This is a genomic window from Pseudomonas sp. IT-93MI4, assembly GCF_949767635.1.
GTDB lineage: Bacteria > Pseudomonadota > Gammaproteobacteria > Pseudomonadales > Pseudomonadaceae > Aquipseudomonas > Aquipseudomonas putida_A.
Genome location: NZ_CATKPP010000008.1, coordinates 78,433 through 96,767, shown reverse-complemented (window position 1 = coordinate 96,767; position 18,335 = coordinate 78,433). Strand labels below are relative to the sequence as shown.

General features: G+C 60.3%; 19 protein-coding genes. 4 read left to right on the top strand and 15 right to left on the bottom strand.

Annotated elements, in window-relative coordinates; genetic code table 11:
* Positions 1 to 28 precede the first annotated feature (28 nt).
* From ACM6I7_RS06335 to minC, 4 genes are all read right to left on the bottom strand, one after another.
* The gene (locus tag ACM6I7_RS06335) at positions 29 to 664 is read right to left on the bottom strand and encodes an RluA family pseudouridine synthase (RefSeq protein WP_027613350.1); all 636 of its coding nucleotides are present in this window, start codon (positions 662 to 664) and stop codon (positions 29 to 31) included.
* Positions 665 to 755: 91 nt separating this feature from the next.
* Entirely contained in the window at positions 756 to 1,010 is a 255-nt protein-coding gene (gene minE, locus ACM6I7_RS06330; protein ID WP_003223146.1) for a cell division topological specificity factor MinE, read from the bottom strand.
* On the bottom strand, positions 1,010 to 1,822 hold the full coding sequence (minD, locus tag ACM6I7_RS06325) for a septum site-determining protein MinD (RefSeq protein ID WP_098967914.1): 813 nt from the start codon (positions 1,820 to 1,822) through the stop codon (positions 1,010 to 1,012). Before minD ends, minE begins: the two co-directional genes overlap by 1 nt.
* A 199-nt stretch (positions 1,823 to 2,021) precedes the next feature.
* The gene (gene minC / locus ACM6I7_RS06320; RefSeq protein ID WP_027613349.1) at positions 2,022 to 2,759 is read right to left on the bottom strand and encodes a septum site-determining protein MinC; all 738 of its coding nucleotides are present in this window, start codon (positions 2,757 to 2,759) and stop codon (positions 2,022 to 2,024) included.
* 117 nt (positions 2,760 to 2,876) lie between these two features.
* Here minC and ACM6I7_RS06315 point away from each other — a divergent pair, with 117 nt between their 5' ends.
* A complete protein-coding gene (locus ACM6I7_RS06315; protein ID WP_414888176.1) occupies positions 2,877 to 3,812 on the top strand; it encodes a lipid A biosynthesis lauroyl acyltransferase in 936 nt (311 codons plus the stop codon).
* 35 nt (positions 3,813 to 3,847) lie between these two features.
* The gene (locus tag ACM6I7_RS06310; protein ID WP_097087551.1) at positions 3,848 to 5,020 is read left to right on the top strand and encodes a patatin-like phospholipase family protein; all 1,173 of its coding nucleotides are present in this window, start codon (positions 3,848 to 3,850) and stop codon (positions 5,018 to 5,020) included.
* Positions 5,021 to 5,111: 91 nt separating this feature from the next.
* Here the strand turns inward: ACM6I7_RS06310 and ACM6I7_RS06305 are convergent, their stop codons facing one another.
* From ACM6I7_RS06305 to puuE, 8 genes are all read right to left on the bottom strand, one after another.
* Positions 5,112 to 5,897 (bottom strand): outer membrane protein OmpK, encoded by a 786-nt coding sequence (locus ACM6I7_RS06305; protein ID WP_027613346.1) that lies wholly within the window; start codon positions 5,895 to 5,897, stop codon positions 5,112 to 5,114.
* 373 nt (positions 5,898 to 6,270) lie between these two features.
* Positions 6,271 to 7,056, bottom strand: a complete 786-nt coding sequence (locus ACM6I7_RS06300) for an outer membrane protein OmpK (RefSeq protein ID WP_414888175.1) — start codon at positions 7,054 to 7,056, stop codon at positions 6,271 to 6,273.
* A 160-nt stretch (positions 7,057 to 7,216) separates the two neighbouring features.
* Positions 7,217 to 8,575, bottom strand: coding sequence for a nucleobase:cation symporter-2 family protein (locus ACM6I7_RS06295; RefSeq protein WP_115990356.1), 1,359 nt, complete (start codon positions 8,573 to 8,575; stop codon positions 7,217 to 7,219).
* Between the two features lie 169 nt (positions 8,576 to 8,744).
* The gene (locus tag ACM6I7_RS06290; protein ID WP_414888174.1) at positions 8,745 to 10,061 is read right to left on the bottom strand and encodes a urate hydroxylase PuuD; all 1,317 of its coding nucleotides are present in this window, start codon (positions 10,059 to 10,061) and stop codon (positions 8,745 to 8,747) included.
* A 51-nt stretch (positions 10,062 to 10,112) separates the two neighbouring features.
* Entirely contained in the window at positions 10,113 to 10,616 is a 504-nt protein-coding gene (locus ACM6I7_RS06285; RefSeq protein WP_041068829.1) for an ureidoglycolate lyase, read from the bottom strand.
* 117 nt (positions 10,617 to 10,733) lie between these two features.
* Positions 10,734 to 11,729: an allantoicase gene (gene alc, locus ACM6I7_RS06280; protein WP_003223166.1), complete on the bottom strand. Its 996-nt coding sequence runs from the start codon at positions 11,727 to 11,729 to the stop codon at positions 10,734 to 10,736.
* 88 nt (positions 11,730 to 11,817) lie between these two features.
* Positions 11,818 to 12,333, bottom strand: a complete 516-nt coding sequence (gene uraD, locus ACM6I7_RS06275; protein ID WP_414888173.1) for a 2-oxo-4-hydroxy-4-carboxy-5-ureidoimidazoline decarboxylase — start codon at positions 12,331 to 12,333, stop codon at positions 11,818 to 11,820.
* Positions 12,330 to 13,256 (bottom strand): allantoinase PuuE, encoded by a 927-nt coding sequence (gene puuE / locus ACM6I7_RS06270; RefSeq protein WP_027613340.1) that lies wholly within the window; start codon positions 13,254 to 13,256, stop codon positions 12,330 to 12,332. The genes uraD and puuE overlap by 4 nt, the downstream gene beginning before the upstream one ends.
* A gap of 421 nt (positions 13,257 to 13,677) precedes the next feature.
* On the opposite strand from puuE, the gene uraH reads away from it, so the two are divergent.
* Positions 13,678 to 14,031 (top strand): hydroxyisourate hydrolase, encoded by a 354-nt coding sequence (gene uraH / locus ACM6I7_RS06265; protein ID WP_003223171.1) that lies wholly within the window; start codon positions 13,678 to 13,680, stop codon positions 14,029 to 14,031.
* A 192-nt stretch (positions 14,032 to 14,223) separates the two neighbouring features.
* On the opposite strand, the gene ACM6I7_RS06260 is transcribed toward uraH, so the two are convergent.
* From ACM6I7_RS06260 to ACM6I7_RS06250, 3 genes are all read right to left on the bottom strand, one after another.
* Complete coding sequence (locus ACM6I7_RS06260; RefSeq protein WP_003223174.1) at positions 14,224 to 14,850, bottom strand: LysE family translocator; 627 nt, start codon at positions 14,848 to 14,850, stop codon at positions 14,224 to 14,226.
* 90 nt (positions 14,851 to 14,940) lie between these two features.
* Positions 14,941 to 16,290: an NCS2 family permease gene (locus ACM6I7_RS06255; protein WP_027613339.1), complete on the bottom strand. Its 1,350-nt coding sequence runs from the start codon at positions 16,288 to 16,290 to the stop codon at positions 14,941 to 14,943.
* Positions 16,291 to 16,608: 318 nt separating this feature from the next.
* Positions 16,609 to 17,055 carry a MarR family winged helix-turn-helix transcriptional regulator gene (locus ACM6I7_RS06250; RefSeq protein WP_097087806.1) on the bottom strand — a complete coding sequence of 149 codons (447 nt, stop codon included), beginning with the start codon at positions 17,053 to 17,055 and terminating at the stop codon, positions 16,609 to 16,611.
* 82 nt (positions 17,056 to 17,137) lie between these two features.
* Here ACM6I7_RS06250 and ACM6I7_RS06245 point away from each other — a divergent pair, with 82 nt between their 5' ends.
* Positions 17,138 to 18,304: a PLP-dependent aminotransferase family protein gene (locus tag ACM6I7_RS06245; RefSeq protein WP_097087562.1), complete on the top strand. Its 1,167-nt coding sequence runs from the start codon at positions 17,138 to 17,140 to the stop codon at positions 18,302 to 18,304.
* The last annotated feature ends 31 nt before the right edge of the window (positions 18,305 to 18,335 follow it).

The window sequence follows — 18,335 nt, the reverse complement described above, 5'->3', positions numbered from 1 at the left end:
ATAAACAGCACTGCCACTCAGGCAGCGCTCAAAACGGTGCCGGGCATTCGAAGCGCAAACGCTCGCCGGTTTGCGGGTGGGTGAAGCTCAGCATGCTGGCGTGCAGGCACAGACGCGGCCAGGCCGCCAAGGCCTGCTCATGGGCGTACAGCCCGTCGCCCAGCAGCGGGTGACCGATGGACAGCATGTGCACACGCAACTGGTGCGAGCGACCGGTGATCGGCGTCAGTTCGACGCGGCACCAGTCGCCGCAACGTTCCAGTACGCGCCAGAAGGTCAGCGCATGCTTGCCGAATTCGTGGTCGACCACGTGCCGCGGTTTGGTCGGCGGATCGTAGCGCAGCGGCAGGTCGATGCTGCCGCTGTCCAGCTCCGGCTGACCCCAGCAGAGCGCAGTGTAGGCTTTCTCTGTTTCACGATCGTGAAACTGCCGCGACAGTTCGCGGTGAGTATCCGCGTCACGGGCCAGCAGAATGATGCCGGAGGTTTCCCAGTCCAGGCGATGAACGATGCGCGCTTCCGGGTAGCCGTTTTCCTGCAGGCGGGTGATCAGGCAGTCCTTGTTGTCGTCGGCGCGACCGGGCACCGAGAGCAGCAACGTCGGTTTGTCGACCACCAGTACGGCGGCGTCCTGATGAATGATGCGGATGTTGGACAACGGCATTAAAACAGCCTCGTAACAAATGCCAACGGCGGCTCAGGGCCATTCCGCGATGGGAATGGCCCTGAGCCGCCGTCGTTCCTGCCGGATCGACTCAGCGATCGGGCAGGGTGATGTTGAGTTCCAGAATCGAGCAACTGCCCTGGCTTTCCAGTGCAACATGTACGTCGTCGTTGCCGATGTTGACGTACTTGCGGATCACGTCGACCAGTTCCTTCTGCAAGGCTGGCAGGTAATCCGGCGTGCTGCGCTGGCCGCGCTCATGCGCCACGATGATCTGTAGACGCTCTTTCGCTACCGAGGCGGTACTTGGCTTTTTGTTGGCACGAAAGAAGTCAAAAAGGTTCATTACCTACCTCCAAACAGGCGCTCGAAGAATCCCTTCTTCGTAACATCGAGGAAACGATGTTCTTTTTCTTTGCCCAGCAGACGATCAACGGCATCGCTGTACGCCTGACCGGCATCGCTCTGGTCGTCGAGAATCACTGGAACGCCCGAGTTGGAAGCCTTCAGAACCGCCTGCGACTCAGGGATGACGCCCAGCAGGGTCACGGCCAGGATTTCCTTCACGTCTTCGACGCCCAGCATCTCGCCATCGCTGACGCGCTGCGGGTTGTAACGGGTCAGCAGGAGGTGTTCCTTGATCGGGTCTTCGCCTTTTTCGGCGCGACGCGATTTGCTGGCCAGCAGGCCGAGCATGCGGTCGGAGTCACGTACCGAGGACACTTCCGGATTGGTCACGATGATCGCTTCGTCGGCGAAATACATGGCCAGGTGCGCACCTTTCTCGATGCCCGCCGGGGAGTCGCAGACCACGAAGTCGAAGTCTTCCTTCAACTGCATCAGGACTTTTTCCACGCCTTCCTGGGTCAGCGCGTCTTTGTCGCGGGTCTGGCTGGCGGCCAGCACGTAGAGATTTTCCAGGCGCTTGTCTTTGATCAGGGCCTGCTGCAGGTTGGCTTCGCCGTTGACCACGTTGACGAAGTCGTACACCACGCGACGCTCGCAACCCATGATCAGGTCGAGGTTACGCAGGCCCACGTCGAAGTCGACGATCACTGTTTTGTGGCCGCGCAGAGCGAGGCCGGTACCGATAGCGGCGCTGGTGGTGGTCTTACCCACACCACCCTTGCCGGATGTAACCACGAGAATCTTGGCCAAGGTGTTTCACCCCTAAGGAAGAAGGACTTTTTAGCCCCTGAAAAACATCTCTTGAAAACTACTGCAGTCGGACAGCCTTGGCTGGAATTCGGCGCAAGTCGCAATTGCCGGGGGCAAACGCTGCTTGTTCCTTTTTCCTACTTCGTTTGAGCCGTTTTCGCTACGTTTTAGAGATGCTTGGAAAATGCGGCAGTATCCGTTAAAGCCGAATGATGTTCAACACGTCGGCCGACAGGCTGACCTGTACGCCGGAGCCCCACAGTGGATCGCGGCGCAAATCTTCGGAAACCTTGTAATGCCCGGCGATGGAGATCAGTTCAGCGCTCAATTGCTGACAGAAAATCCGGGCCTTGGTGTCGCCTTTGACGCCGGCCAGTGCGCGACCGCGCATCGGGCCGTATACATGGATGTTGCCATCGGCCAGAAGTTCCGCCCCCGGACTGACCGAGGACACCACCACCAGATCGCCACCCTGGGCATATATCTGTTGGCCACCACGTACTGGCGTGGTGATGACGCGGGTCGGTTTGACCGTTGGCTCCGGCGGCTTTTCCGGCTTCTTTTTGACTTCCGGTTCCGGGGCTTCCAGTGGTCGCTCGCGGGCGCCGGACGGCGGTAGCACCGGAATGTCGATGGCGATGGCGGCAGCGATGTCTTCGATACGGCTGGCGCGGATCGCCAGGGTGCGCAGGCCATGCTGGCGACATACGCGCATCAGGCCGGGCAGATCCACCGCGCCTTCGCCGGGCGGCAGTTTGTCCAGCGCCAGGACCAGCGGTGCATTGCTGAAGAAATTCGGCGCCTGGGCGACTTTGGCGGCCAGTTGCCGATCAAGGCTGTCGAGGTCGTTGCGGGACAGTTCCAGCACCGTGATGGCCAGCATGCTGCCCTTCAACTGGAACACGGGATCTCGGTCTGGCGATTCGTTTTGGCTCATATCGGCATACAACGGCTTGTCACTAAAAGTGCCGAGACTTATAACGAGAACGCCCGCGAGCCGCAAGCCGGGTCGAACGATGTAGAATGCGCGGCCACTGAATTTACGGAAGCTTTAATGGATCGCCCGCGTTTTCGAAGAGCCTTTCTTTCTCCCCGCTTCTGGCCGCTCTGGTGCGGTCTGGGGCTGTTGTGGCTGGTCGTGCAGTTGCCGTATGCGGTTTTACTGACGATCGGTCGTATCCTGGGCGCATTGATGTATCGCGTGGCCGGCGACCGGCGGCGCATCGCCAAGCGCAATCTGGAGCTGTGCTTCCCGGAAAAATCCGCCGCCGAGCGCAAACGCCTGCTCAAGGAAAACTTCGCCTCCACCGGCATCGCGTTCTTCGAAATGGCGATGAGCTGGTGGTGGTCCCGTGAGCGCCTGGCGAAACTGGCGCATGTCGAAGGGCTGGAGCATCTGCAAAAGGCCCAGCGCGAGGGCAAGGGCGTAATCCTGATGGCCGCGCACTTCACCACCCTGGAAATCGGCGCCGCGCTGCTCGGCCAGCAACACACCATCGACGGCATGTACCGCGAGCACAAGAATGCCTTGTTCGACTTCGTCCAGCGCCGGGGCCGCGAACGGCACAACCTCGACTCGCTGGCGGTGGAGCGTGACGACGTGCGCGGCATGCTCAAGCTGCTGCGTGCGGGGCGGGCGATCTGGTACGCACCGGATCAGGACTACGGCGCCAAGCAAAGCATCTTCGTGCCGCTGTTCGGCATTCAGGCGGCGACCGTGACCGCGACCACCAAGTTCGCCCGTCTGGGTAAAGCACTGGTGGTGCCGTTCACGCAGGAGCGTCTGGCGGACGGCAGCGGTTACCGGCTGGTGATCCATCCGCCGCTGGAAGACTTCCCGGGCGAGACTGAAGAGGCCGACTGCCTCCGCATCAACCAGTGGGTGGAAAGTGCGCTGCGCGCCTGCCCTGAGCAATACTTGTGGGCGCATCGCCGCTTCAAGAGCCGTCCACCGGGCGAGCCGAAGCTTTACCCGAAACGGCGCGGCTGATTCACTTACCCTTTCAAGCACCATGGAGCGTTGCGATGAGCCCAGCGGAACCGGTCACAGGTTTGATTCTTTCCGGCGGCGGGGCTCGGGCGGCGTATCAGGTGGGGGTGCTGGCGGCGATTGCCGAATTGCTGCCGCTGGGCGCGGACAATCCATTTCCGGTGATCGTCGGCACTTCGGCCGGGGCGATCAACGCGGTCAGCCTCGCCAGTGGTGCCACCGATTTTCGCGCGGCCATCGAACGCCTCACACTGTTCTGGCAGGGCTTTCGCAGCCATCGGGTGCTGCGCAGCGACTGGCCGGGGGTGATCCGTCAGGCCAGTCGCTTTGTCAGTCACAGCCTGCTCGGCATCGGTCGGCAACTGCCGGTGGCGCTGCTCAACAGTTCGCCGCTGCGCGAGCTGCTCAATGAAAAACTGCACATGCCCGGTATCGCCGAATCCATCGCCCGCAAGCAATTGCATGCGGTGGCGGTGACTGCGTTCGGCTACGAGTCGGGGCAGGCGGTGACCTTCTATCAGGGCGGCGGCACGATCGATGCGTGGTTGCGCCATCGGCGGATCGGCGTGCCGGCGCAATTGTCGGTGGACCATCTGCTGGCAAGTTCGGCGATCCCGTTGCTGTTTGCCCCGGTAAAAATCGGTGAGGAATATTTCGGCGACGGTGCGGTACGCCAGTCGGCGCCGATCAGCCCGGCGCTGCACCTGGGTGCGAGTCGGGTGCTGGTGGTGGGCGTCAGCGGCAACCCGCGCGGGTTTGATCCGCAGCAGCCGCTGGAGCGCGCCTACACCGGTCAGCAGCCAACGCTGGCGCAGATTGGCGGACACATGCTCAACAGCACGTTCATTGACAGTCTGGAGAGCGACATCGAGTTGCTGCAGCGTCTGAACCAGTTCAGCCACCTGATGCCCGAGGGCGTGCCGACTCGTGAGTTGGGCGTGGCGCCAGTGGAGGTGCTGGTGATTGCGCCGAGTCAGCCGATCGATGAAATCGCAGCGCGACATCGCCAGGAATTGCCGGCGGCGTTGCGTCTGTTTTTGCGTGGGCCGGGGGCGACCAAGACCAGTGGGGCAGGGGTGCTGAGTTATCTGCTGTTCGAGGCGGGGTATTGCAGCGAACTGATCGACCTGGGACGGCGCGACGCGTTGGCCAAGCGTGAGGAGTTGTGCCGGTTTCTCGGGATCACCGAGGCGGTCGCGCCCACCTGATATTTGTGCTGAAGCCATTCGCGAGCAGGCTCGCTCCCACATTGGAACTCGGTCGAATGTGGGAGCGAGCCTGCTCGCGAAGCTTTTAAGATCAGAAGTGGAACTTCACCAGGAAGCTGGTCACGTTCTGATTGGTGGTGAACGCACGGGTGTCGTCGATCCCGTACTTGTCTTTCCAGTAGTCGTATTCAACACCGACGTACAGCTGCTTCTCGCCGAAATTCAGCGCCTTGCCCAGGTCGTATTTGACCTGTGGGTTGAAGTGCAGGTTGGCGTGGTATTCGCCTTTGCTGTTGACGTCGTTGTCGACCACCCAGTCCATGAAACCGTCGATCAGGATGTTCGAGTCGCCAACCGGAATGGTGTAGGACCAGACCGGGGTGATCTGCCAGACGTTGTCACCGGCGCGCGAGCCTTCGGTGTGGCGCTGGTAGAAGTTCAGCTGGAAGTAGTCGAAGCCTGGAATCGCCAGGTCAAAACCCGGGCCGATCAGGTACGACTCGACGTCGCCTTCACCGAACTCGTAAGTCATCGCCAGCAGCACATCCTTGACCGGACCGAATTCGATCTTCTGGTCGAGGATCTTGCCCAGCGACAGGCGTGGGCTGAATTCGCCATAGTAAGTGTTGTTGCCGACGCCGCCATCCGGCTTGCCGTTGTAGAAGATCTTGTCGACGAACAGGAAGTTGTCCCCGTACTTCCAGGCATCGGCGTGCTCGAAGGTGACGGTCTGCTGGATCGCCGGGTTGACCTTGAAGTCTTTGCCGTAGAGGTAGGTCAGGCTGTTGTTCTGCCATTGCAGCAGGCCGTCGGCCATGGCCTCGCCGCCGGCCAGCATCGATCCCGCGAGCATCAGGCTGGTGCACATACGTTTCATTCGGTTGCTCCCAAAGTAGGTGTTCCACGTTTATTTTTTTAAGATCGGCGCTCTGGTGTGGCGCCTTTTTTCGTCGCTGCAAAAGTCATCCGATCGGTCAGCTTCGCTGGTGATAGCAAGAGCTGGGCCAACGCTTTCGAAAAGCAAAAAAACGCCCGTTCGGCTGCTGAAAAACAGTCGATTGCGCGTGTTTTCGGGATGCCTCGGTACTGACCGGGGCCGGGATAAGTTGGCTTGTCGGTCAGGAATTAAATCCGGGCTTTTTTTTAGACCGAATTCAAGAGGCCGCGGAGAATACTGACTCCTCGGCCAGCTCTCAAGTGCCCCGCAACAGAGCACCGACGACAGGTATGGGGCACGGTTGCGGGCCATCTCAGAAGTGCACCTTCACCAGCAGGCTGGCGGTGTTCTGGTTGGTGTCGAGGTTGTGGCTGCTTTCGACGCCATATTTGTTCTTCCAGTAGCTGTATTCGGTGCCGACGTACAGCTGCTTGTGGCTCCAGCCCAGGGCTTTGCCGAGGTCGTATTTGATCTGTGGATTGATGTGCAGGTTGGCGTGGTAGGTGCCGCGCGAGTTCTGATCGTTGTCGACGACCCAGTCCAGATAGCCGTCGATCAACAGGTCGGAGTTGCCCAGCGGCACGCTGTAAGACCAGCCCGGGGTGATCTGCCAGACGCCGTCGCCGGGGCGCGGGCCTTCGGTCTGGCGACGGAAGATGTTCAGGGTCACGTAGTTGAAGCCGGGTACTTTCAGGTCGAAGCCGGGGCCGATCAGGTAGGCCTCGCTATCGCCTTCGCCGTACTCGTAGGTCATCGCCAGCAGCACGTCCTTGATCGGGCCAAACTCGATTTTCCGGTCGAAGATCTTGCCGAACGAGAAACGCGGGGTGAATTCGCCGTAGAAGGTGTGCGGGCCTTTGTTGCGGTCTTCCTGACCGTTGTAGAAGATCTTGTCGACGAACAGGAAGTTGTCGCCGTACTTCCACTTGTCGGCGTGCTCGAACGTCACCGTCTGCTGGATCGACGGGTTGATCGCGAAGTTCTTGCCGTACAGGTAGCTCAGGCTGTTGGTCTGCCACAGCAGTAAATCGCCGGCCATGGCCTGACTCGCGGCCAGCAGGCCGCCACTCAACAGAACGTTGGTTTGCGTGCGAATCATCGGTTGCTCCCTCTTGTTTTTATTGTTGAGGCAGGGTGTTGCACAGTCCCCTGTGGGAGCGAGCCTGCTCGCGAAGAGGGCGTGTCAGTCGCCATCACTGTTGAATGACACAACGCTTTCGCGAGCAGGCTCGCTCCCACAAGGTTTTGTGGTGACTTGGTTAATGCTGATGTGCGTGGCAGTCGTTGATTGCTGCGCGTTCGGCGCCGCCGAGGATGTTGAACAGCAGGTTCAGGGTCAGCGCGCTGAGGGTGGCCATGGCGATGCCGCTGTGGGTGATCGGGCTCATCCACAGCGGCAGATGCGCGAAGAACTCCGGACGCACCACCGGGATCAGGCCCATGCCGATGCTCACCGCCACCAGCAGTTGATTACGCCGGTCGCCGATGTCGGCTTCTTGCAGGATCTTGATCCCGGTGGCAGCAACCATGCCGAACATCGCGATCGCCGCACCGCCCAACACCGCCGGCGGAATCGACGCCACCAGGAATGCGGCTTTCGGCAGCAGGCTCAGCACGATCAGCAGGCCACCGGCAACGATGGTCACCGAACGGCAACGCACGCCGGTCATCTGCACCAGGCCGATGTTCTGCGCGAACGAGGAATGGGTGAACGTGTTGAAGAAACCGGCAACGAACGAGGCGCCGGCATCGCACAGCAGGCCGCGCCGCAGCATCCGTGGGCAGACTTCCTGACCGGTGATTTTGCCCAGCGCGAGGAACATCCCGGTGGACTCGACGAAGATGATCACCACCACCAGGCACATCGACAGAATTGGCGCGAGTTCGAATTTCGGCATGCCGAAGTGCAGCGGGGTGACGAACTGAACCCACGGCGCGTTGGCCATGCCGCTCAGGTCGACCATGCCGATGGCGCCGCAGAGCACGTAGCCCAGGCACATGCCGATCAGCACGGAAATATTCACCCAGAAGCCGCGCATGAAGCGGTGGATCAGCAGAATCGTCGCCAGCACCAGAGCGGCGATGGCCAGGTAAATCGGTGAACCGAATTGCGCCGCGGCGGCACCGCCACCGGCCCAGTTCACGGCCACGGGGAACAGCGACAAACCGATCGAGGTGATGACTGTGCCGGTCACCAAAGGCGGGAAGAAACGCACGACCTTGGACATGAACGGCGCGATGAGCATGCCGAAGAACCCGGCGGCGATGGTTGCACCGAAGATCCCTTGCAGACCGATACCGGGCATGCCGGCCATGGCGACCATGCTGCCGACCGCCGCGAAACTGGCGCCCATCATCACCGGCATGCGGATGCCCATGGGGCCGATGCCGAGCGACTGGACGATGGTGGCGATACCGGCGACCAGCAGGTCGGCGTTGATCAGGAAGGCAATTTCTTCACGACTCAGGCCAGCGGCCTGTCCGATGATCAACGGCACCGCGATGGCACCGCCGTACATCAGCAGAACATGTTGCAAACCGACCAGGATCAGTTGCAAAAAGGGCAAACGCTGAATGGCGGGTGCGTCGGGGATGCGCGCTTTGGACAGCTCGGACATGCAACACCTCGGATCTTTTTTATTCTTGTGATTGAACAGCTGCCGGGTGGCTCACAGCTGTTTCTTTGCATCAGGTAAACCGCGTTGCGGCTAATCGCTGGCAAGCCAGCTCCCACACAGGCACTGCAAAACCCTGTGGGAGCTGGCTTGCCAGCGATGCTTTTACTGCTTAGTTGGTCTGGGCTCCCTGGGCGATCCATGCACCGATCAGGTCACGTTCCTGCTGGGTCATCTGCGTGATGTTGCCCAGTGGCATGATCTGCGTGGTGATGGCTTGCGCCTGGATCCGCGCCGCGTTCTGGCGGATCTGCTCGGGGGTGTCGAACATCACACCGGCGGGCGCCGCGCTGAACAACGGGCTGGTCGGTTTGGCCGAATGGCAGACCGCGCAGCGTTCTTGGATCACGTTGTGCACCTTGTCGAACGCAGGACCTGCGTTGGACGCTTGCGCCGGTGCCGCAGCAGGGGCTGCTGCTGGCGCTGCAGGTGCCGCCGTTTCAGCCGGTTTCGCGCCACCGCCCAGTGCCGTTTCCGGCAGTGGCTGGTACTCGATTTTCGCGGGTGCCTTGGCCACGTCCGGCGCGGTCGACATCGGCGCAGGGCCGGTGACGTACGCCAGACTGATCATGCCCACCGCTGCCACCGGCAGGGTCCAGGCAAACTTGTGGCTGTCGTGACGGGTGTTGAAGTAGTGACGCACCAACACCGCCAACACCGCGATCCCGGCCAGAATCAACCAGTTGTACTGGCTGCCATAAGTGCTCGGGAAGTGGTTGCTGATCATGATGAACAGCACCGGCAGGGTGAAGTAGTTGTTGTGACGCGAACGCAGCAGGCCTTTGGCGGGTAGCGCCGGATCCGGTGTGCGGTTCTCGGCAATCGCCGCGACCAGTGCACGCTGCGCCGGCATGATAATGCGGAACACGTTGCCGACCATGATGGTGCCGATGATCGCGCCGACGTGCAGATACGCACCACGACCGCTGAACACCTTGCTGAAGCCATACGCCGCGCCGATGATCAGCACGAACAGGATGAAGCCGAGCAGGGCGGGTTTCTTGCCCAGAGCCGAATCGCAGAGGAAGTCGTAGATGAACCAGCCGGCGATCAGCGAACCGATGCCGATGGCCACGCCTTCAGGGCCGGTCAGGCCGCTGCCGGGTGCCACGAGGTAGAGCACGGGATTGGAGTAGAACACCACGCACAGCAGCGCGATCCCCGACATCCAGGTGAAATAGGCTTCCCATTTGAACCAGTGCAGGTTCTCCGGCATCGACGGTGGGGCCAGTTTGTATTTTTCCAGGTGATAGATACCGCCGCCGTGGATCGCCCACAGATCACCGGCCAGACCGGTTTTCGGGTTGACGCGGTTGAGGTTGTTCTCCAGCCAGACGAAGTAGAACGACGCGCCGATCCAGGCCACGCCAGTGATCATGTGAACCCAGCGCACGCTCAGGTTCAGCCATTCCAACAGATGTGCTTCCACAGTCTTTACCTCTCGCCTGTCACTCTTGTTGTCGAGTGATCAGACCTTCTCTTATTGGTGGGGGGCGAGGATCAGACGCTCATCCTCTTTGAAAAAATGCTCATCGCAGTTATTGCCTGTGCCACTGCGATCAACCACCAGGAAGTCATCCCGCTTTTCGATCGTCAGCACCGGGTGGTGCCAGACGCCGCGATGGTAATTGATGCCCTGCCTGCCGTTGGTGACGAAGGCGCGGACCAAGCCTGATACAGGTACATCGCCAAGTGGCGCGACCACGATCAGAAAGGGGTTGCCGAGCAGCGGAATGAAAGCCTGGCTGCCCAGCGGATGGCGTTCCAGCATGCTCACGGTCAGCGGCATGTCCTGCGCGTCGGCGCGGAAGATGCTGATGATCGCGTTGTCCTCAGGCGTAGCGGTTTCGACCGTCGCCAGTTTGTGGAAGCGCATGGTCGAACCGTTGTTGATCATGAAGTGGTCGCTGCCGTCGGTTTCGATCACGTCACCGAAGGGGGCGAAGGCTTCTTTGGTCAGCGGTTCAATCTGTAGTGTGCGCATGCTGTTCTTTTCCGAATTCTGTGTTGACTGTTCTGACGCCTTCGCGAGCAGGCTCGCTCCCACATTTGGAATGCAGTCTCCTGTGGGAGCGAGCCTGCTCGCGAATGGTTTCACTGCTTACTTCGCGACCTTGCCCAAAACGCGCAGGCGACTCACGCCACCATCCGGGAACACGTTCAGACGGATGTGGGTGATCGGGCCCAGTGCCTTGATCTGCTCGACGAAGGTGTGTTCGGCGTGCATTTCCAGCTTCTGGCTCGGCAGCAGTTCACGCCAGAACAGCGACTGGGTTTCGATCTGGCTGTCGGTGCCGCCCTTGACGAACGCGCCCTGGATCGAGCAGGTGTCCGGGTAGTTGCCCTTGAAGTGCAGGGTGTCGACGATGATTTTTTCGATCTCGCCCGGGTGGCCCAGCGCGACGATCACCCAGTCATTGCCCGGGGTGCGACGACGTGCGGTTTCCCAGCCGTCGCCCATGTTGATGCCACGGCCCGGGTTGAGGATGTTGCTCATGCGACCAAAGTGTTCGTCGGAGCAGGCGAGGGCGCGGCCACCGTTGAGGGCTGCGGCCAGATCGACTTGCTCGTTGTCGCCAACCGCGGACCAGTCACGGAACGGAATGCCGTACACGCGCAGACGGGCGACACCTCCGTCCGGGTAGATGTTGAAGCGCAGGTGGCTGAACGCTTGGTCGTTGCTGATTTCGTGGTAGTGGTGGCTGTTGCCTTGCAGCTCGACGGCCGACAGCACTTCAGTCCACTGGGTGTTTTCGTCCGGCTCGCCCGAGGCCAGGAAGCACGCTTCCAGCGAGGCCGATGGCGGGAAGTTGCCGGTGAAGAATGAGGTGTCGATGTCCACGCCTTTGATCGAACCCGGTACGCCCAGGCGGATTACCGCGCTGTCGTAGCCTTCAAAGCGCTTGCGACGCGATTCCCAGCCGTCCATCCACTTGCCGTTGTCGTCGAACACCCCCTCCTTCCACACGGCCGGGGTCGGCTGAAACAGACGATTGGCGTCTGCGAACCAGTCATCGGTGACCGAGATGATTTTGGTGCCCAGACGGGCATCGGCCAGGTTGACGAACTTCTCGAAAGGTACGGCGTAAGCTTTCATTCTTCTTGTCTGCCTTTAATAAGTTGGCTGGGGATGCTTGCAAGGCCCTGGGTGCTCTCCGCGTTTGATGCACTCGGGCCAGGCTTCGCTAGAGAGTCAGTAAACGGAACAGGGCGATCTTGTTGATCTCCGCCAGCGCGCATTTGAATTCGGTGTCGACCGAGTTGTGAATGCGCGTTTCGAACGCCGCGAGGATCTGATGCCGGTTGCTGCCTTTTACCGCCATGATGAAGGGAAACTTGAACTTGGCCTTGTAGGCGTCGTTCAGCTCGGTGAAGCGCTGAAACTCTTCGGCCGTGCATTGGTGAATACCGGCGCCAGCCTGTTCATTGGTACTGGCTTCGGTCAGTTGGCCCTGGACGGCGGCTTTGCCGGCCAGGTCCGGGTGAGCGTTGATCAGTGCCAGTTGACTGGCGTGATCGGCGCTCAACAGGATGTCGCTCATGCGCTGGTGCAGGGTTTCGATCTCGTCGATCGAAGCGTCCACGCCCAGGTCGTAGGCCTTCTCGGCCACCCATGGCGAATGTTCGTAGATGTCGGCGAAGGCTTTGACGAAGGCGTCGCGGCTCAGGGTCGACGGTTGCAGGGTTTGAAAGTGGCTCATTTAGCGGCCCCTTGGTACGGGTGGGTTTGGTGCCAGTGACGCGCGATGTCGACGCGACGGCTGAACCACACCTGTTCATGACTTTTGGCGTATTCGATGAAGCGCTTGAGCGAGGCCAGACGCGCCGGACGGCCGATCAGCCGGCAGTGCAGACCGATCGACAGCATCTTCGGCGCTTCGGCGCCCTCGGCGTACAGTACGTCGAACGCGTCTTTGAGGTATTCGAAGAAATCGTCGCCCTTGTTGAAACCCTGCACCTGGGTGAAGCGCATGTCGTTGGTGTCGAGGGTGTACGGGATCACCAGGTGCGGCTTGCCGGTCGGGTTATTCGGTTCCCAGTAGGGCAGGTCGTCGTCGTAGGTGTCGCAGTCGTAGAGGAAACCACCTTCTTCCATCACCAGGCGCCGGGTATTCGGGCCGGTGCGGCCGGTGTACCAGCCCAGTGGGCGTTCGCCGGTGAGTTCGGTGAGGATGCGGATCGCTTCGAGCATGTGCTCGCGCTCCTGCGCCTCGTCCATGTATTGGTAGTCGATCCAGCGGTAGCCGTGGCTGCAGATCTCGTGACCGGCTTCAACCATCGCGCGGATCACATCCGGGTGGCGCTGGGCAGCCATGGCCACGGCGAAGATGGTCAGCGGAATGTCGAATTCCTTGAACAGTTTCAGGATCCGCCAGACGCCGGCACGGCTGCCATACTCGTAAAGCGATTCCATGCTCATGTTGCGCGCGCCTTGTAGCGGCTGGGCAGCAACCATCTCGGAGAGGAAGGCTTCGGATTCTTTGTCGCCGTGCAGAATGTTGCGCTCGCCGCCTTCTTCGTAATTGAGCACGAAGGACAGGGCGATGCGCGCGTTGCCCGGCCAGTGTGGGTGAGGAGGGTTACTGCCGTAACCGATCAGGTCGCGTGGGTAGTCAGCGCTCACTGCAGTCTTCCTTCTTATTCGTTGACAGGTTTGTGTAACGGCCTGCACAGGCTGGCGTCACAGCGATGGGCTGATTGTATACAACTTTATTCGCAATTTGTAAGCCTGAATTTTCGCATTTTTCACCGACTGTCATCTTTTGCTGTTAATGGCGTAAACCTGCAAGAAACCTGCCTGATCAGTCAGCTAATGGTTGTGAGGTTCAATAGCCAGGCGCTTTAGGCGCAGATCCGCAGTAAACGCCCGAATGGCGGGGGTGATGCGAAAAATGTCGTTTTTATTGTGTACAATTTTTTTGAAAAGTGTCTTAATCAGTCGCTCGCCGCAACTTTTCGTGCTCCGAATCGGTGCGGTCTCCTTTTTACCTGACTTCGGGAGGCGCGAAGTCTGACTGCTCTTTGCGGCCAGGCGCGCAGAATCAATGGGACGTTTGACAACACACGTTTTGGACGCTGCACACGGTTGCCCGGGCAGCTCGATCAAGGTCGAGCTGTACCGCGTTGAAGGCTCGCATCTGGAATTGGTCGCCAGTGCGATTACCAACAGTGATGGCCGGGTCGATGCGCCGCTGCTGCAAGGCGATGACTACCGCACAGGGGTCTATCAGGTGCAGTTCCACGCCGGCGATTACTACCGCGCCCGTGGCGTGCAACTGCCGGAGCCGGCGTTCCTCGACGTGGTGGTGCTGCGTTTCGGCATCTCCGCCGAGCAGGATCATTACCACGTACCCCTGCTGATCTCGCCTTACAGCTATTCCACCTATCGGGGCAGCTGACCCCCAAGCAGCTGCCCCCACCGGGAAGCGACTGCGCATATAGCTTCTTTGGTCTTTCGCCCGCTCACACTGCGGGCTTTTTTTCGCTTGGAGGATAGTGCTGTCTGGTCTGACGCCTTCGCGAGCAAGCCCGCTCCCACAAGGGAATGCATTCCAAATGTGGGAGCGGGCTTGCTCGCGAAGCTTTTGCTGTCAGCGGCTCAACAGCGACGCAGCGCCCGCACCACTGAACAGTCCGGCACTCACCCGGTTAAACCAGCTCTGTCCCTTGCCGCTGCGCAGATAGCGCGCCGCGCCATGTGCACCCAGCCCGTAAGCCAGTTTGCAGCACAGATCCAGCACCACCCACGTGGCAATCATGATCAGCAACTGCGGCAGGAACGGCTGTTGCGCGCTAAGGAACTGCGGCAGAAACGCGGCGAAAAACAGAATGTCCTTCGGATTGCTCGCGCCCAAGACAAACGCGCGGCCGAACAATGTGCGGAAACGCGGCACCGGCGCGGCTTGTGGCACTTCGGCACCGACCGCTGGCTGACGCGATTGCTGCCAGCTCTGCCAGGCGAGGTAGAACAGGTACAGCGCCCCGACGATTTTCAGGGCGCTGAACAGTTGTTCCGAGGCCAGCAGCAGGGCGCCGAGCCCCAGCGCCGAAGCACTGAGCAGGCAGATCGAGGCGATCACGCCGCCGAGAAATGCCGGATAAGAGCGGCGCAAGCCGTAGTTCAGACTGTTGCTGATCATCAGCAAGGACAGCGGCCCCGGAATCAGGATCACCACCAATGCCGCGCCGCTGAACAGCAGCCAGGTTTCCAGACTCATCAATTTGCTCCTTTTTTTGTTGTACTCAAGAATGTGCAAAAGCCCCACCCGCGAAGGTGAGGCTGGTTTGACGCTTGAACCGCGTGTCGCTTACAAGAAGATGAACTTGGCGATGAAGATCGCGCAGAGCACCCACAGGCTGACGGAAATTTCCTTGTACTTGCCGGTGCCGGCCTTCAGCGCCACATAGGTGATGAAGCCCAGCGCAATGCCATCGGCGACCGAGAAGGTCAGCGGCATCATGATCGCAGTGACGATCGCCGGGATGGCGTCAGTGGCCTCATCCCATTCGATGTGCGCCATGCCGCCCATCATCAGCATCGCTACGTAAATCAGCGCACCGGCTGTGGCGTAAGCCGGAATCATCCCGGCCAGTGGCGCGAAAAACATCGCGGCTATAAATAGCACACCCACGGTGACTGCGGTAAGACCAGTCCGACCACCAGCGGCTACGCCAGCGGCACTTTCCACATAGCTTGTTACCGGAGGGACACCGACCACCGCGCCGAAGACGCTGGAGGCGCTGTCGGCTTTCATCGCCCGGGAAAGGTTTTCGATACGCCCGTCAGCGTTGACCAGATTGGCGCGCTGGGCCACACCCATCAGGGTGCCGGCGGTGTCGAACATGTGCACAAAGAGGAAAGCCAGCACCACGCTGATCATGCTGACGTTGAACACGCCCGCGACGTTCATTGCCATGAAGGTCGGTGCCAGGCTTGGCGGGGTCGACATGATCCCCTCGTAGTGCACGATGCCCAGGCCCCAACCGGCGAGGGTCACGGTGATGATGCTGATGAGGATCGCGCCGAACACTTTGTGGTAGCTGAGGATCGCGATCATCAGGAAGCAGATCGCCGCCAGCAGCGGGCCGGGTTCACGCAGGGAGCCGAGTTTGATCAGGGTGGCCGGGCTGTCGACGACAATGCCAGCGGTTTTCAGACCAATCAGCCCGAGGAACAGGCCGACGCCAGCGCCCATCGCAAAGCGCAGGCTGACCGGGATGCTGTTGAGCAGCCATTCGCGAATCCGCGAGAAGGTCAGGATCATGAACAACACACCGGAAACGAACACCGCACCAAGCGCGGTTTCCCAGTTGTAGCCCATGGTGCCGACCACGGTGTAAGTGAAGAAGGCGTTGAGGCCCATGCCCGGTGCCAGGCCCACCGGCCAGTTGGCGTACAGGCCCATCAGCAGGCAGCCGAGTGCGGCGGCGATGCAGGTGGCGACGAAGGCTGCACCGTGATCGATCCCGGCATCGGCCATGATGTTCGGGTTGACGAAGATGATGTAAGCCATGGTGATGAAGGTTGTCAGACCGGCAATCAGCTCGGTCTTCACCGTGGTGCCATGCAAGCTGAGTTTGAAGATGCGCTCCAGCACGCCTGTGCGTAAGGGCGGCGAGAGTTCCAGCGTCGATGCTTCGGATTTGCGGCTTTCCACAGCGAGTACTCCTCAAGAGTTTTATTGTTATTTCCAGGGCCGGACCCATGAGGGGTGGCAGCAGCCCTTTGAGGCATACGCGAATTTGTTGACCATGCGGTCAGGAACTCGCACGCAGTGGATTATGCTTTTGTGTACAAATAAAGCAAATATTGTTTTTGGTTTTGTTTACGAAAGGTCAGGCGATAGGGATATATCGCCTGTTCTGGCCTCTTCGGGAGCAAGCCCCCTCCCAAAGTGGATCTCCAGTGGACCCGAATAATGGGTAATCAGCAGAGCCCTGTGGGAGGGGGCTTGCTCCCGAAGAGGCCAGTCCAGTCAATCGAGAAGTGACTGAGTGTTCCCAAGTGCCATATTCACCGCCAACCACCCATTCACCGCCGCCTCCCCAGCCTCAGCAAACACCCGCTCGAGCAATTTCACCTGCTCACGCCGCAACGCCTGCTCAAACTTCTCACCTTCAGTAGTCAGCTCCAGCAGGCGCTTACGCTTGTCTGCCTCCGACGCCACGCTTTCCACAAGGTGCATTTCCTGCAGCTGGCGCAACGGCATGTTCAGCGCCTGTTTGCTGACGCCGAGCAAACCCAACAATTCCTTCACACTCAAATTCGGATAACGCGCGATGAAGAACACAATCCGCTGATGCACCCGGGACAGGCCGCGCCGCTCGAGCATTTCATCAGCCTTGGCGGTGAACGCCTGATAGCCGAAGAAAAACGCTTCCATCGCCTGTTGCTGGCTGGCGGGGTTTTTAAGGTCAAGCATGTTGACGTACTCGCTCAAGCTGTCGTAGTTTCAGTCAACCAGTTTGACTCATTTTTCCCAGGCCTCGCTACCGGTGACTCCCATGGCTTTTTCCGAACGTGTTTCGCGTCTTAAAAGTTCTCTGATCCGTGAAATCCTCGCCGCCGCCCAGCGCCCGGAGGTGATGTCGTTTGCCGGCGGCTTGCCGGCCGAAGCCATGCTGCCGAAAGTCGAATGGGCCGACATGCCGCTGTCCCTTGGCCAATACGGCATGAGCGAAGGCGAGCCGGCGCTGCGTGAAGCGCTGGCGGCGCAGGCGCGAGCGTTGGGGCTGGAGTGCACGGCGAGTCAGGTGCTGGTGGTCAGCGGTTCCCAGCAGACCCTGGATCTGGCGGCCAAGTTATACATCGACAAAGGCACCGAAATCCTGCTGGAGGCGCCGACCTATCTGGCCGCGCTGCAGATCTTCCAGCTGTTCGGCGCCGAGTGCCTGACCGTGCCGCAAGAGGCCGATGGCCCGAATCTGGCCCAACTGCGCAGTCGCCTTGAGCAACATCGCCCGGCGTTCATCTACCTGATCCCGACGTTCCAGAACCCCTCCGCCGTGCGCTACAGCGAAGCCAAGCGCGCCGCCGTCGCCGCATTGCTCGATGAATTCGGCGTGACCCTGATCGAAGACGAGCCGTACCGCGAATTGACGTTCGATGGCGGCAGCGCCAAACCGATTGCCGGGCGTTTGCAGAAAGCCAGCTGGATCTACACCGGCACCGTGTCGAAAACCTTGCTGCCGGGTTTGCGCGTCGGCTACCTAATCGCCAGCCCGGACTTGTTTCCACACCTGCTCAAGCTCAAGCAATCGGCAGATCTGCACACCAACCGCATCGGCCAGTGGCAGGCGCTGCAATGGATCGGCACGGAAAAGTATCAGCAGCATTTGAGTGAGTTGCGTGGGTTCTACCGTGAGCGGCGCGATGCTTTCCAGTCAGCGCTGGAAACGCATTTTTCCGATCTGGCGGACTGGAACATGCCACAGGGCGGGTTGTTTTTCTGGCTGACGCTGAAGCAACCGCTGGATACGCGGACGTTGCTCAACGAGGCGCTGGCCAATGATGTGGCGTTCATGCCGGGCGAGCCGTTCTTTCCCGAACCGGATAAAAACCTCGGGCACCTGCGTTTGAATTTCAGCCACATCGACCCGGCGCGACTGGATGAAGGGTTGAAGCGGTTGGCGGCGGTGGTGAGGCAGGCGCAACTAGACAAAGCAGCCTGAAAAAAATAAACCGGCTCGAGGGCCGGTTTAT

Coding starts and splice junctions, on each gene's coding strand:
- ACM6I7_RS06305 (WP_027613346.1), bottom strand. CDS start 5,897: ATGAAACGTATGTGCACCAGCCTGATGCTCGCGGGATCGATGCTGGCC.
- ACM6I7_RS06245 (WP_097087562.1), top strand. CDS start 17,138: ATGGCTTTTTCCGAACGTGTTTCGCGTCTTAAAAGTTCTCTGATCCGT.
- alc (WP_003223166.1), bottom strand. CDS start 11,729: ATGAAAGCTTACGCCGTACCTTTCGAGAAGTTCGTCAACCTGGCCGAT.
- minC (WP_027613349.1), bottom strand. CDS start 2,759: ATGAGCCAAAACGAATCGCCAGACCGAGATCCCGTGTTCCAGTTGAAG.
- ACM6I7_RS06300 (WP_414888175.1), bottom strand. CDS start 7,056: ATGATTCGCACGCAAACCAACGTTCTGTTGAGTGGCGGCCTGCTGGCC.
- ACM6I7_RS06335 (WP_027613350.1), bottom strand. CDS start 664: ATGCCGTTGTCCAACATCCGCATCATTCATCAGGACGCCGCCGTACTG.
- ACM6I7_RS06250 (WP_097087806.1), bottom strand. CDS start 17,055: ATGCTTGACCTTAAAAACCCCGCCAGCCAGCAACAGGCGATGGAAGCG.
- ACM6I7_RS06295 (WP_115990356.1), bottom strand. CDS start 8,575: ATGTCCGAGCTGTCCAAAGCGCGCATCCCCGACGCACCCGCCATTCAG.
- uraH (WP_003223171.1), top strand. CDS start 13,678: ATGGGACGTTTGACAACACACGTTTTGGACGCTGCACACGGTTGCCCG.
- ACM6I7_RS06315 (WP_414888176.1), top strand. CDS start 2,877: ATGGATCGCCCGCGTTTTCGAAGAGCCTTTCTTTCTCCCCGCTTCTGG.
- uraD (WP_414888173.1), bottom strand. CDS start 12,333: ATGAGCCACTTTCAAACCCTGCAACCGTCGACCCTGAGCCGCGACGCC.
- minE (WP_003223146.1), bottom strand. CDS start 1,010: ATGAACCTTTTTGACTTCTTTCGTGCCAACAAAAAGCCAAGTACCGCC.
- ACM6I7_RS06310 (WP_097087551.1), top strand. CDS start 3,848: ATGAGCCCAGCGGAACCGGTCACAGGTTTGATTCTTTCCGGCGGCGGG.
- ACM6I7_RS06285 (WP_041068829.1), bottom strand. CDS start 10,616: ATGCGCACACTACAGATTGAACCGCTGACCAAAGAAGCCTTCGCCCCC.
- ACM6I7_RS06260 (WP_003223174.1), bottom strand. CDS start 14,850: ATGAGTCTGGAAACCTGGCTGCTGTTCAGCGGCGCGGCATTGGTGGTG.